Source organism: Pseudomonas sp. LW8 (assembly GCF_041956865.1).
GTDB classification, from domain to species: domain Bacteria; phylum Pseudomonadota; class Gammaproteobacteria; order Pseudomonadales; family Pseudomonadaceae; genus Aquipseudomonas; species Aquipseudomonas siliginis.
In genome coordinates this window covers 4,389,997-4,403,165 of sequence record NZ_CP168138.1, presented here as the reverse complement: position 1 = coordinate 4,403,165, position 13,169 = coordinate 4,389,997, and the positions used below count along the sequence as shown (strand labels likewise).

General features: G+C 61.4%; 13 protein-coding genes. 3 read left to right on the top strand and 10 right to left on the bottom strand.

What is annotated here, in order from left to right; all coding sequences use genetic code 11:
* Positions 1-9: 9 nt before the first annotated feature.
* Genes AB9L16_RS19910 through AB9L16_RS19885 form a run of 6 tightly spaced genes read right to left on the bottom strand, consistent with a single transcriptional unit; the run spans position 10 to position 6,708 of the window.
* Positions 10-1,338, bottom strand: a complete 1,329-nt coding sequence (locus AB9L16_RS19910; protein ID WP_236168311.1) for a DUF58 domain-containing protein — start codon at positions 1,336-1,338, stop codon at positions 10-12.
* Positions 1,335-2,336 (bottom strand): MoxR family ATPase, encoded by a 1,002-nt coding sequence (locus AB9L16_RS19905; protein ID WP_041479813.1) that lies wholly within the window; start codon positions 2,334-2,336, stop codon positions 1,335-1,337. Before AB9L16_RS19905 ends, AB9L16_RS19910 begins: the two co-directional genes overlap by 4 nt.
* On the bottom strand, positions 2,333-3,496 hold the full coding sequence (locus AB9L16_RS19900; RefSeq protein ID WP_375122585.1) for a DUF4350 domain-containing protein: 1,164 nt from the start codon (positions 3,494-3,496) through the stop codon (positions 2,333-2,335). Before AB9L16_RS19900 ends, AB9L16_RS19905 begins: the two co-directional genes overlap by 4 nt.
* Positions 3,493-5,031, bottom strand: coding sequence for a DUF4129 domain-containing protein (locus tag AB9L16_RS19895; protein ID WP_375122584.1), 1,539 nt, complete (start codon positions 5,029-5,031; stop codon positions 3,493-3,495). The genes AB9L16_RS19900 and AB9L16_RS19895 overlap by 4 nt, the downstream gene beginning before the upstream one ends.
* The gene (locus tag AB9L16_RS19890; protein ID WP_150741935.1) at positions 5,018-5,995 is read right to left on the bottom strand and encodes a stage II sporulation protein M; all 978 of its coding nucleotides are present in this window, start codon (positions 5,993-5,995) and stop codon (positions 5,018-5,020) included. The genes AB9L16_RS19895 and AB9L16_RS19890 overlap by 14 nt, the downstream gene beginning before the upstream one ends.
* The gene (locus AB9L16_RS19885) at positions 5,992-6,708 is read right to left on the bottom strand and encodes an RDD family protein (protein WP_150741936.1); all 717 of its coding nucleotides are present in this window, start codon (positions 6,706-6,708) and stop codon (positions 5,992-5,994) included. Before AB9L16_RS19885 ends, AB9L16_RS19890 begins: the two co-directional genes overlap by 4 nt.
* A 267-nt stretch (positions 6,709-6,975) precedes the next feature.
* Between AB9L16_RS19885 and sbcB the strand changes: the two genes are divergently transcribed.
* On the top strand, positions 6,976-8,406 hold the full coding sequence (gene sbcB, locus AB9L16_RS19880) for an exodeoxyribonuclease I (RefSeq protein ID WP_252878783.1): 1,431 nt from the start codon (positions 6,976-6,978) through the stop codon (positions 8,404-8,406).
* 97 nt (positions 8,407-8,503) lie between these two features.
* Here sbcB and mvaT read toward each other — a convergent pair whose 3' ends face one another.
* Positions 8,504-8,881 (bottom strand): histone-like nucleoid-structuring protein MvaT, encoded by a 378-nt coding sequence (gene mvaT / locus AB9L16_RS19875; RefSeq protein ID WP_016773476.1) that lies wholly within the window; start codon positions 8,879-8,881, stop codon positions 8,504-8,506.
* 337 nt (positions 8,882-9,218) lie between these two features.
* On the opposite strand from mvaT, the gene purU reads away from it, so the two are divergent.
* Entirely contained in the window at positions 9,219-10,067 is an 849-nt protein-coding gene (purU, locus tag AB9L16_RS19870) for a formyltetrahydrofolate deformylase (protein ID WP_041479808.1), read from the top strand.
* 81 nt (positions 10,068-10,148) lie between these two features.
* On the top strand, positions 10,149-10,325 hold the full coding sequence (locus AB9L16_RS19865) for a hypothetical protein (protein WP_016773478.1): 177 nt from the start codon (positions 10,149-10,151) through the stop codon (positions 10,323-10,325).
* Here AB9L16_RS19865 and AB9L16_RS19860 read toward each other — a convergent pair.
* Genes AB9L16_RS19860 through AB9L16_RS19850 form a run of 3 tightly spaced genes read right to left on the bottom strand, consistent with a single transcriptional unit; the run spans position 10,309 to position 13,158 of the window.
* A complete protein-coding gene (locus tag AB9L16_RS19860; RefSeq protein WP_375122583.1) occupies positions 10,309-11,307 on the bottom strand; it encodes a YbhN family protein in 999 nt (332 codons plus the stop codon). The genes AB9L16_RS19865 and AB9L16_RS19860 overlap by 17 nt on opposite strands.
* Complete coding sequence (locus tag AB9L16_RS19855) at positions 11,304-12,074, bottom strand: DUF2334 domain-containing protein (protein ID WP_056787874.1); 771 nt, start codon at positions 12,072-12,074, stop codon at positions 11,304-11,306. The genes AB9L16_RS19860 and AB9L16_RS19855 overlap by 4 nt, the downstream gene beginning before the upstream one ends.
* On the bottom strand, positions 12,067-13,158 hold the full coding sequence (locus AB9L16_RS19850) for a glycosyltransferase family 1 protein (RefSeq protein WP_310218416.1): 1,092 nt from the start codon (positions 13,156-13,158) through the stop codon (positions 12,067-12,069). The genes AB9L16_RS19855 and AB9L16_RS19850 overlap by 8 nt, the downstream gene beginning before the upstream one ends.
* Positions 13,159-13,169: the final 11 nt, after the last annotated feature.

Below are 13,169 nucleotides of genomic sequence, written 5' to 3'. Positions count from 1 at the left end.
TCGAATCTGTCAGATCGCAGCGGTCTTTTTCCAGCTCATGTAACTTGTCACCAGTCCGGCCCCCAGCTCGGCGGGCCGAACATCCATCACTGCAACGCCATGAGCAGTCAGCCGCTCATGGAGTTGCGAGCGGGCATTGAGAAAATCGATGGTGCCGCAGTAGGCGAGCGCCTCGGGCAACGTTTGCACCGTGGTCTGGCGCAATGTATCCAACGCCTGTTCACGCAGGCTCGCCACCAGCACCCGATGTTGTGCGCTCAGGCGTTTGACTGCGGCCAGCAGTTGCTCGTCTTCATCGCGCAAATTGGTTACCAGCACTACCAGCGCCCGGCGCTTTTGGCGGGCCAATAGCTGGTTGGCGGCAGCCTGATAATCGGCGGGGCGCTGAGTGCTCCCAAGGTCATAAACAGCGTTGAGCAAGACATTCAGTTGGCCGCTGCCTTTAACCGGCGCGACATGGCGCGGCTTATCACCGGCAAAGGTACTCATGCCCACCGCATCCCCTTGGCGCAACGCCACATAACTGAGCAGCAGGCAGGCATTGAGCGCGTGATCGAAGTGCGACAGCTCACCGTCCTGGCTGCGCATCTGCCGGCCGCAGTCGAGCATGAAAATGATCTGCTGATCTCTTTCGTCTTCGTACTCGCGGGCAATCGGTGTGCGCTGACGGGCGGTGGCTTTCCAGTCGATCTGGCGCAGGCTGTCGCCCTCGCGAAATTCGCGCAACTGATGGAATTCCTGACCCTGACCGCGACGTTGTCGCTGGCGCACGCCGAGCTGGCTGAGCCAGTTGTCGACGGCGCGCAACTCGCCGCCGTAAAGCCGGGCGAAGTCCGGGAAGACGCGGGTCTCGTCGCGGACGCTGAGCAGGCGTTTGCCGGACCATAATCCCAAAGGGCTGGGCAGGTTGACTTCGCACTGTTCGAAGCTGAAATGCCCGCGTTCGAGAGGACGCAGACGGTAGCTGATCTGGCTGAAATGGCCGGGTTGAAGCTCGACAAGCATCGGCAGATGTTCAAACGCCAGGCCGTCGGGAACGTGGTCGAAGAGTCCAATGGCCAGTGGCTCGGCAAATTCATGGGCCACCTCCAGCTTCACCTCCGCCCAGCGCCCCAATGCCAGGCTGCCGGGCATCTGTCGCTTGATGCGCGGCGAGGGCAGGCGTCTGAGGCGCACAGCGTCGATCACCGCCAAGGCCAGCAGCGCCAGGAGCAAACCCCAGTTGATCGAAATCAGGCTGGACGGGAGGTCGATCTGCAACGCCTGCAACGCGCCGAGCACGATACTGACAACCACCAGCAGGGCCAGCCAGATCAGCAGCAGCCGAGACGGTTTCACAGGCGCGGCGCCGGCACTTGATCGAGCAATTGCGTGAGCACCTGATCGACCTGCAGGCCTTCGATATCCAGCTCCGGCGCGATGCGCACGCGATGACGCAACACCGCCAGCGCGCAGCCTTTGATGTCATCCGGGATTACAAACTCGCCGCCGCGCAACAACGCCCGGGCACGGGCACAGCGAACCAATGCAATCGAGGCGCGTGGCCCGGCGCCGAGGGTCAGCCCCGGCCAGGTGCGCGTGCTGCGCGCCAGGCGCACGGCGTAATCGAGGACCTGATCGTCCAGCGGCAAGTCACTGGCGATGCGCTGCAAGGCTTGAACATCCTTGGCTTGCAACACCGTGCGCAGCGGTTGCACATCGAGCATGTCGGCGCGGGTCGAACGACAGACCTGACGGACCATGTTCAGCTCCTGATCGGCGTCGGGGTAATCCATGCGCACCTTGAGCATGAAGCGGTCAAGCTCGGCTTCCGGCAGTGGATAGGTGCCTTCCTGTTCGATCGGATTCTGCGTCGCCAGCACCATGAACGGTTGCGCGATGGGCAGGGCGCGACCTTCGAGTGTCACCTGGCGCTCCTGCATGGCTTCGAGCAACGCCGCCTGGGTTTTCGCCGGGGCGCGGTTGATCTCGTCGGCCAGCAGCAGGTTGGTGAACAGCGGTCCTTTGCGCAGCTTGAACTGCTCGGTCTGCAAGTCATACACGGCGTGACCGGTGACGTCGCTGGGCATCAGGTCCGGGGTGAACTGGATCCGCGCGAACTCGCCGCCGAAGCAACGAGCCAAGGCCCTCACCAGCAAGGTCTTGCCCAGGCCGGGCACGCCTTCGAGCAGCACGTGGCCGCCGGCAATCAGCGCGGTCAGGACAGCGTCGACCACCGCATCCTGGCCAATCAGCGCCTTGTTCAATTCGTTGCGCACCGCTTGCGCCAACTGGCTGGCACGCTGGCGCTGCTGGGCGGCGTGCGTCGCGCTGCCGGGCTCGATCTGTTCAGTCATAACGCGTTCCTCAAGGTTTGCAGATGAGCGACCTGACGGCTGAATTCGGCGCTGGACAAACGCTGCTTCGGTCGTGGGCTCAGGGCCTGGCTGATGGCGCGGGTGGGTTGCCGGGTCAGGCGCGATAACGCCAGCCATTGTTCGGCCACATTCAATTGATCGAAACCGGGATGGCGGCGGCGCGCGCGGCGCAGGATGTCTTGTTGCAAGGCTTGGAGCAGCGCCTGCTGGCCGTTGTGGCGCAGGAGGAAATCGGCGCTGGCGCGCAGATGCTCCAGCAGTTGACGGCGACCCGCTGGCGCGGGCATTTGCACCGGCCCGTGGCGCACGCTCGCCTGCCACAACCACAGACCGATCAAGGCGAGCAGGGCGACAATGGCCTGCGCAAAGTAGCGCCAGAGCAACGTCCACAGACCATCGTGCGCGGTGTTGTAAATCAGCGTGACGTCGGTGTCGGCGCTCAGATACCAGAGCAGCCAGGCGTTGTCGTATTTGCCGATAGCCGGGGTTTTCCACAGCTCGGCATCGGTGACCACGGTGATCGTGCCGAGGCCGTACACCCGTTGCATCATGTGCGTGGCTTTGGCGCTGTTGGCCCAGGCTTGCGCGACATTGTTCGGGTCGTCGAGGTGGAAGTCGGTGTCGAAACCGGCGTAGGCCGGCGCGTCTTCATCTTCCAGATACAGTTTGGTCAGTTTCGGGAAGCGGTCCTTTTCCCCGTCCTCGGGAGGATCTTTCAAGTCCTTGCTCAGCGATTGGTGCAGTTGCACCTTATCGAGCAGCAGATCATTACTTTGCCCGGTTTGCGCATCCCACAACGATTCGGCGACGAACACCAGACGTCCTCCGGCGCGAGTCCAGTTCAACACTTGATCGACTTCACGCGGTGTCATCCGGGCGCGCTCGCCGAACAACAACAAGGTGTGGCTGTGCGGATCGATCTGCGGCAGTACCGCCAGGGTCTCGGCGTGACTGACCGCGAGGCCGCGCTCGCGCAGGAACATTTCCGCCGCCAGATAAGGATTGGCTTGCGCGGCAGGCGAGGGGCCGTGATCGATGACTTCCTGATAAGGACGGGCTTTGAGGTAGAGGAACAGACTCAAGCCGCCAAGCAGCAAAAGCGCCAGCGCAGCCAACGACCCGCCGATGCGCCGGTTCAATGCCCGGATCCTTTGCTGAACAATTCACGCCAGCCGTTACACAGCTCTGCTTGCAGGTGCGCGGCTGGAAGTCGGTGCCCGTAGGCCATGTTCTGCCAGTGAACAGTGAGGTTGCGGCTGTAGGCGAGCAGGTCCGGGCGTTGCAATTGCTCGATGCGGTTGAGGATCTGGCTCTCGGTGTCGGCGGCTTTGAGCGTCAGGTCGAAATCATGCAGCAGATGGCTGAGCAGGCCGCGATAGAGCAGACCCAGCGCGGCGCGAGGTTCGCTCAGCCACAATTGTTCGGCACTGGCGGCGATGTCATCGGGAAGGGTTTCACGGTTCAGATCCAGCCCGAAGACTTGTGGCGCCGCCGGTGGTTTGCTGCGCGAGGGCAGGTTCGGGCGACGACTGACGAAGGCCCGGAGAAATTCGCGATAACGCCAGACCAGCCAGCCCAGCGCGGCAATCAGCGCGCCCCACAACAGCACCTCAATCACGTTCGCCAAGGCATCAAGGTGTCGACCGTCGAGCCAACCGAGAAGGGTTTTCAGCCACTGCGGCGCCTCACCCGGTTGCGCGTCCTTGGTCGGGCTTGCCGGGTCGTCTCCGAAGCGATAGCGGGTGACGCTTTCCTTGTTCTTGAACGGCGGTTGTTCGAGCAGCGACTGGATGCTGTCGCGCGATGCCTGACTGGTCAGCGGCTGATTGAGCAACCGTGGAGCATCCGGCGCATCGCTGGCCCATACCGGTTGCAGGTCCGGCAGCAGCAGACACGCCGCCAGCAACACACCGAGCACGCCGTTGTTCAAGCGCTGGCGTAAACGGCGGAAGACCAGCTCGATGTCCCAGGCTTCCAGTTGTGTGCGGCGGTTCAGGTACAGGCTGAAACCGCAGGCGACATACACCGGTCCCCAGGCCACCAGGATCAGTGCATAAAAAGCGTTGGTCAGGTGTTCCAGCCAACGCCAGTCCTGATCGGCGGCAAGCAGCAGCGATTGCCAGTCCCAGTCGGTTTCGATCTGCTGCGGCAAGAGCATGTAGAACAGCAGCATCAAGCCGATCCACAGTGCGGTTTCCAGATGCACGCCGATAATCGTCAGCCATTGCGCGGCGCCACCGTTGCGTTGCAGCAGCACCTGCAGACGTTGTTGTCTGGCCTCGCCATTCAGGCCTTCGAGTTGCGTCACCGGCAGCACAAAGCTGCGACTCAGACTCAGCCGTCGCCAGGTCAGACTGGCCAGCAGTTGCGGCTTGAGCAGGCGCGGCCACTCGCGCAAGGCTTGTCTGAGGGTTGGCGTTTCACCGAACAGCGCTTTGGAGAGGATGTACAGCGGCAGGCGTTCGTAGGCCGGTTTCAGCCACCAGAAAATGAACACCGCCAGTGATGGCCAATCCCACAGCAACAGGCTGAGCAGGGCGAACAGCGGCAGGGTGACGATCGCCCAACTGGTCATCAACAACCGGCGATGCTGCTGGCTCATCAACACGCCCAGGTCCATGGCTTCCCAGGTCGTGCGCGGGCGGATCACTACGCTGGCGTCACTCAGGCGCATGACGAATCCTTCCGGCCAACGACAGATAAACCGCGACGGCCAGCCACAGCGCGGCGCCGACGGCGTATTTGGTCAGCGGCGTGACACTGGTTTTCGACGACCAATAAGCCTCGATGAATGCTGCGATCAACAGGAACAGCATGGCCCCACACACCAGCAACACGCTTTTGCGCGCGGCCAGGCGCAGCGCCTCGCCCCATGTCAGGCGTCCGGGGGCGATCAGCGCCCAGCCCAGCTTCAGGCCCGCCGCTCCGGCGAGGGCGATGGCGCTCAGTTCGAACGCGCCGTGACCGATCACGAACGACCAGAAGGTCTGGCCGAAACCGATCTCGCTGAGATGCCCGGCCACCGCGCCGATGATCATGCCGTTGTAAAGCAGGAAAAAACCGCTGCCCACGCCCATCAGCAAACCGCTGGCGAACGTCTGAAAGGCGATACCCGTGTTGTGCATCACGTAATAGCCGAACATCACCCAGTCTTCGCTGGCCGCCCGTTCCGCCGAGCGGCCGAGGTGGCCGGCAACGGGGTCGTACATGCCTTGCATCTCGCGCACCTGCTCGGCCGGGATCAGGTTGTAGATCAGTTCCGGGAACAGATAAACCAGCACGCCGAAACCGATCAGGCTGCCGAAGAACAACAGGCTGGCGGCCGCAACGAAGCGCCATTGTTCGCGCACCAGTCGCGGGAAGTCGGCGAGGATAAAGCTGATGATTTGCGCCCCGAGCCGACTGCGATGCCGATAGAGCTGTTGATGGCCGCGCAGCACTTGTTGTTGCAATGAATCGATCAGAAAACTGCTGTAGCCGCGCGCCTGGGCCAGAGCCAGATGTTGGCAGAGACGCCGATAGGCCTTGGGGAAATCGCTGACTTGCGGCGTCTCCTTGCCTTGTTCGAGGCGTTCGAGCGCCACGGCGAAGCGCTCCCATTCGGCCTTGTGGCGACTTTCGAACAGGCTCTGCTTCATGGGGTCGGCCCCAACAGGCCGCGCGCGATGCCGTTGAGTTCAGACACGGCTTTGGGCGCAGAGATGTGCAGCGGCTGCGCCAGCAATGCCGCCAGCTCGTTGATCCGTGCGGGAGAGAGCTCGGCCTGACGCTCGGCGAAACCGAGTACCGCGCGTTGTTCACTCAAGGTCAGTGGAACGGGGCAGCGGCGAGGTTCAGCGTCAGGCAGTTGCGGGCGGCTCAGCGGGCGTTCGCTGTAAACCACCAAGGTGCCGGCGGCAATGTCGCCGAGGCGTTTGAAGGTTGGGTGTTGCAGGCAACTGAGCGCACCGAGGAAATAGCCGAAGGGCAGTAGATCGACAAAGCGCAGCAGGTTGCGCAATAGCGAGGCCGACCAGCCGATCGGCGTGCCGTCATCGTGCACCACGCGCAAACCCAGCCATTGCTTGCCCGGCGAACGGCCCTGACGCAGCACCTCGAACAGCACCATGTACCACCAGCTGATGGCAAACAGCAGCAAGGAACCGAGGCCCATGCCGAGCTTGCCGAGAAATGCCAGCGCGATAAACAGCACGCCGAGGATCAAGCCGCGAATGCCTAGATCGATGGCAAACGCCACGGCGCGCACCATCAACCCGGCGGGGCGCAGTGGCAGGTCGATGCCTTCCGGCGTTTCGACCTGATGCCGGGTATCCAGCGGTGCTTTCCTTCGCGGTGCTGTGGGCTCGAGCATGGGCTACCTGATGTTCGCCTGTTCGGGGGGCAAGTGCGCCTGATGCTAGCAGCCTCTCGGGTGTGGGAGCGAGCCTGCTCGCGAATGTGGTGGATCAGTCAGCCTATGTGCAACTGACGGAAAGCCTTCGCGAGCAGGCTCGCTCCCACAAGGGCAATGCATTTCAGTTGTAGGAATCTGGAGAAATTGCTGTTCGAGGGCGACCAGGCTGGCCGTGGCAACCCTGAAACGCCTAGACTTCGCCGATCTTCTGTTCAGGATTCGCCCGTGACTTCAATCTTCTGGTACGACTACGAAACCACTGGCATCAATCCGCGCAACGACCGACCGCTGCAGGTGGCCGGGATTCGCACCGACCATGCGCTCAACGAAATCGACGAGCCGGTCAATCTCTATTGCCAGCCCAGCGAGGACATCCTGCCGCACCCGGCGGCGTGCGCGATCACCGGCATCACCCCGGGCCAGCTCGCTGAAAAAGGCCTGAGCGAAGCCGACTTCATGACTCGCGTACATGCGCAACTGGCCGCACCGGGGACCTGTGGCGCCGGTTACAACACCTTGCGTTTCGACGACGAAATGACCCGCTACAGCCTGTATCGCAATTTCTTCGACCCCTATGCCCGTGAATGGCAGGGTGGCAACAGTCGCTGGGATCTGATTGATGTGGTGCGCGCCGCTTACGCATTGCGCCCCGATGGTCTGGTCTGGCCGACCGATGATGAAGGCCGCGTGACCCTCAAGCTCGAACGTCTCACGGCGGCCAACAATATCGATCATGGGCACGCCCACGAGGCGCTGTCGGATGTGCGCGCCACCATCGCACTGGCGCGGCTGATTCGCGAGAAACAACCCAAGCTCTACGAGTGGCTGTTCCAGTTGCGCAGCAAACAGAAGGTGATGGATCAGATCCGCCTGTTGCAGCCACTGGTGCATGTGTCCGGGCGTTTCTCGGCGGCGCGCAGTTATGTCGGCGTGGTGTTGCCGCTGGCCTGGCACCCGAAAAATCGCAACGCCTTGATCGTCTGTGATCTGCATCTTGATCCGCAGGGGTTGCTGGACCTCGATGCGCAAGCCTTGCGTCAGCGTCTTTATACCCGTCGCGATGAGTTGGCCGAAGGTGAGTTACCGGTACCGCTCAAGCTGATTCATATCAATCGCTGCCCGGTTGTAGCGCCGCTGGCGGTATTGCGCGCACAAGACCAGCAGCGCCTTGGGCTGGACATGGCGCTTTATCATGAGCGGGCAGTGCGACTAACTGACGCACAACAAGTCTGGAAAGATAAAGTCGCGGCGATTTATGCCAGCGAAGATTTCACTCCCAGCGAAGATCCCGAGCAGCAGTTGTACGATGGATTTATCGGTGATCGTGATCGTCGTTTATGCGAACAAGTTCGAACGGCGGATCCTGCGCAGTTGGCGCAAGAGCAGTGGCCTTTCGATGATGAACGTTTGCCTGAATTACTTTTTCGATATCGAGCACGCAACTTTCCGGACACCCTGGACGTGGCCGAGCAAGAGCGCTGGAAATTATTTTGTCAGCAGCGCCTTACGCAACCTGAGGCCGGTGCGCCGAATACCGTGCAGTCATTTATCGAGGCGGCAGAGCAATGGTCGCTTAGTGCGACGCCAATGCAGCGAGAGGTACTCAATGACTGGCAGAATTATGTCCAGGCATTACGCAAACGTTTGAATCTGTGAAATCGAACATACCCGTAATTAATCTGCGGGCATAAAAAAACGCCAGCGCTAGCTGGCGTTCTTTTGTTCGCGGATCGCTCTGCGAAGGCGTTGCGGCTTAGCCCAGCAGGGTCGCCCAGCCTTCAACCACGTCGCCGCCCCACTTGGCTTTCCACTCTTTCAGAGTCTTGTGGTTGCCACCTTTGGTTTCGATGACTTCACCGTTGTGCGGGTTTTTGTATTGCTTAACTTTGCGTGCACGCTTGGTGCCGGTAGTTTTCACTGCGCCGCCACGTGGAGCCTTGGATTTGGCTTCTGGATCCAGCAGCGCGATGATGTCACGCAGGGACTTGGAGTATTCACCCATCAGCGTGCGCAGTTTGCCTTCGAATTCCAGTTCGGCTTGCAGTTTGTCGTCTTCGGACAGGTTCTTCAGACGGGCTTGCAGCTCTTTGATGGCTTCTTCGGTGGCGCGATATTCGTTGATCAAGGACATGAGTACTACCTTTTGTAGAATGCTGAATGACAGGGGACAGTGCCGCAATAATAGTCAGGCTGTTTCATCAAGTAAACATTTAGATCGGCTTTTTATTTAAATGAGTTACAGGAATTAGCCGCGCTTTGAATGTTCCGTTAAATAATGTGATGCAGTCAGCACAGATATTTACAGTTGTCTGACAAAAGCCCCGCTAAAGCGTCACTGTCTTGACGTAAGACCTGCGCCAGAAAGCCGTTTGACCATGCTTTGTCCCACCCGGCGCGTATGCGTACTGCAGTTTTCCTGCGCAGTCGCTAGAATGGCGGCCTTTGTGAAGTTCTGGAGTTTCCCCCTCATGCGCACTTTTCGGCTGGTGATCTCTTGCCCGGACCGCGTTGGCATCGTTGCCAAAGTCAGTAATTTTCTGGCCTCTCATAATGGCTGGATCACCGAAGCGAGCCACCACTCTGACAATCAAGTGGGCTGGTTCTTCATGCGTCACGAAATCCGTGCCGATTCCCTGCCGTTCGGTATTGAAGAGTTGCGCGAGAAGTTCGCGCCGATCGCCGAAGAGTTCTCGATGGACTGGCGCATCACCGACACCGAGCAGAAAAAACGCGTGGTGCTGATGGCCAGCCGCGAATCCCACTGCCTGGCCGACCTGCTGCACCGCTGGCACAGCGATGAACTGGATTGCGAAATCGCCTGCGTGATCTCCAACCATGACGACCTGCGCAGCATGGTCGAGTGGCACGGCATCCCTTACTACCACGTGCCGGTCAATCCGCAGGACAAGCAGCCAGCATTCGACGAAGTATCGAGGCTGGTCAAACAGCACGACGCCGAAGTGGTGGTGCTGGCGCGCTACATGCAGATCCTGCCGCCGGACATGTGCCGCGAATACGCGCACAAAGTCATCAATATTCACCACAGCTTCCTGCCATCGTTCGTCGGCGCCAAGCCGTATCATCAGGCGTCGCTGCGTGGTGTGAAGCTGATCGGCGCGACCTGCCACTATGTCACTGAAGAGCTGGACGCCGGCCCGATCATCGAGCAGGACGTGGTGCGTGTCAGCCACAGCGACAGCATCGAAGACATGGTGCGTTTCGGCCGTGACGTCGAGAAGATGGTGCTGGCCCGTGGTCTGCGTTATCACCTGGAAGACCGCGTGCTGGTGCACGGCAACAAGACGGTTGTGTTCTGATCGAGCACGACACGCTTGAAAAACCAGGGGCCTGGGCGTTGAATCGCTCAGGCCCTTGTCATTTGAGCCCGAGGAAAAGTCATGAGCGATCCGCTGGACAAAGCCACTTCCAAAGCGCCCGCCACTCTCGGCGAGGGTTGCCTGAGTCGTTACGACCCGGATGACATGAGCCCGGACGACGGCACCGAATTCCCCGGTGCCGCCGAGCTTTGGGAGCAGCTCCAGCAAGAGCAGGACGAACCTAAGAAGCCTGCCTGACGTTCATCAACTTCTTCAGCAACGGCTTGCCCAGCATCAACACGAACACCGGGCCGCCAACCAGCAGATAGAAGTAATACGTCACCACGCGCCAGATCAGGATCGCCGCCGCTGCGGTGGATTTGCCCACCATCGGCGCGAGCAGCGCAGCCGAGGTCAGCTCTGCCGCACCGGCACCGCCGGGTAACAGACTGAACTGGCCGGCGCCCAGCGAGAGCATCTGCACCAGAAAGCTCCACGCCCACTGCAAATCCGCGCCGAGCCCGCGCAGGGCCAGATACAGCACGCTGTAGCGCAGCAGCCAGTGCACGCAGGTCAGGACGAACACCTGAACCAGCGTCTGCCAGGGCAACTTCAAGGTATCGGTAAACGCTGCGAGAAAGTGCAGCAACTTGCGCGCCCAGCGTCGACGAGTGCGTGCCGTCACGTTCATTCCTGCCAACAGCCGCCCGCTCAGGCGAATCAACGCTCGGTGATAACGCGCGATCAACACGCAACTGAACAACCCCCCAAACAACGAAACGGCGCTGACGGTCAGCAGCCACTCGAGGCGATCGCTCAGGTGCTGGAACAGCGCATAGATCAGAATCCCGCTGAGTGCGCAGAGAAAGAACAGCAGATCGCTGAGCTGATCCATGGCAAACACCGCGCTGCCCCGCGCCGGACGCACGCCGCACCGGGCGAGCAATGCCATGATCGTCAGCGGTCCGCCACTACCGCCGGGCGTGGCGCAGTACGCGAACTCGGCCGCCATCACCACGCCGAGGCTTTTCAAGGGCGCGACTTTTTCTCGCTGGTCGCCGAGCAACAAACGCAAGCGCAGCGTATTGATCCCCCAGCAGAGCAGAATCATGCCGAACATGATCAACAGCCAGTTCAGCGGAAAACTGCGCAGGCGCGACCAGGTCTCGCCGCCGCCGAGCAGTACCGGAATCAGTACCGCCGCCAGCAGGCCGATCAGCAACAACAGGCTGCGCTTCATGCTGCGCGTTCCAGCTGACCGCGCTGTCGGGCCAGCCAGTCGATCTTGGTCAGCGGCACGCGTCCCTCCGCCAGCAGGCGTTGCAGCGTGTGCAACCAGTAATCGCGAGAAAAGCGGTGACGCATGTCCACCGGATGCAGGCCCAGACGAATCACCGATGCCTCGCGCCAGCGCTGTTCACGCTGGTCGCTGACGATTTTCGACAAGCCACGACGCCAGGCACTGCGCGCACTCCACACCAGCCCCGGTGCATCTATGGCGCTGAAGTCGGGCAAGCGATAAAGATGCTGCGGATCGCTGGTGTAACTGAGCGGTAATTCGCGCAAGGCCTGGCGGGTGCCGTCGCTCATCAGCCAGGCCGGGGCGACGAAACCCTGCACCGGCCAGTCGAAGCGCTGAAACATGTCCAGACCTGCGTGCAGGCGGGCAAGGGCAGCTTCGCGGGACAGGCGGTAAAACTCGCCTTCGTGGGTGTAGACCCGGCGCATGAACCAGTCGCGCGGGGTGTTTGGCATGGGTTCCTGATCGTCGTGGTAGTAGCCGTGCAGCGCCAGTTCATCGCCTCGGGTGACCCTGGCATCGAGCACTCGGCGAAACGCCGGGTTGGCGTCAAGGGCATCGTGGCGATGGAAATCCGGCACCACCAGCCACGTCATCGGCACATCACCCAAGGCATCGACAGCCTCGACGAAGGGCTGGTAATCCGCCCACGTCGAGGGCGCCACATCATGCAACACCAGGCAAACAGCTTTCATTTCTTCAACCATTGGCCACCCGTGGCAGCGTATGGCCGAGCACGGCGTGATAGTGGCTGAGCAGGCTGTCGACCACGGTGTCCCAGGCATAATGCCGTTCGACGTGCTGGCGCGCCTGTTGACCGAGGCGGGCGCAGCCGCGACTGAACAGCTCGCGCACGGCATTGGCCATGGCCTGCGGATTATTCGGTGCGCAGAGCAGGCCGCAGGAATCTTCGACGATCTCTTCAAACGCCCCGGCCGCCACCGCCACCACGGGAATGCCGCAGGCCATGGCCTCAAGGATGACCAGGCCGAAGGTTTCCTGGTCGCCGGCATGCAGCAGCGCATCGGCGCTGGCCATCAGCCGCGCGACTTTCGGCGCCGGGCAGAATTCGTCGATGACGCTGACGTTGTCCGGCACCGCCGCAGGCATCGACGAGCCGACCAACAACAAGTGATAACGCGGACCAAGGCGCTGCATGCACTTGAGCAGCACCGGCAGGTTTTTCTCCTTGGAACCGCGCCCGGCAAAGATCAGCAGGCGCGTGTCTTCGGCAATGCCCAGCTCGGCCCGCAGCCCGGGGTCGCGGGCGTCGGGATGGAAGGTGTGCAGATCCACGCCCAGCGGTTGCACATGGACATTGCGTACACCAAGCCCGATGAGCTTGTCGGCCATGACCTGGCTCGGCGCGAGAACGCGGTCGAAATTGCCGTACAGACGAGTCACGTAAGCCTCGACATTCGGTGTGACCCAATGGCCCATGCGATTGCCCGCCAGCAGCGGCAGATCCGAGTGATAAAAGCCGATCACCGGAACGTCCAGCTGCCGCCGCGCATCCAGCGCTGCCCATGCGGTGAGGTAGGGATCGCCGACTTCGATCAGATCCGGCTGCAGATCCTGCAGGACGTTTCGCCATGGCGCCAGCCGCAGCGGGAAGCGATAGCCTTTGCCAAAGGGCAGGGCGGGCGCTGGAACCGTATAAATGCCGTCATGTTCACCCAGTCTCGCGCCGGGGATCAGCAGGCTGTGGCGAATGGCGTTGCGCTCGCCAAGGCGACGGTGTTTGGCATCCAGATAAGTCCGCACGCCACCGCTGGCCGGGGCGTAGAACATGGTGATGTCGG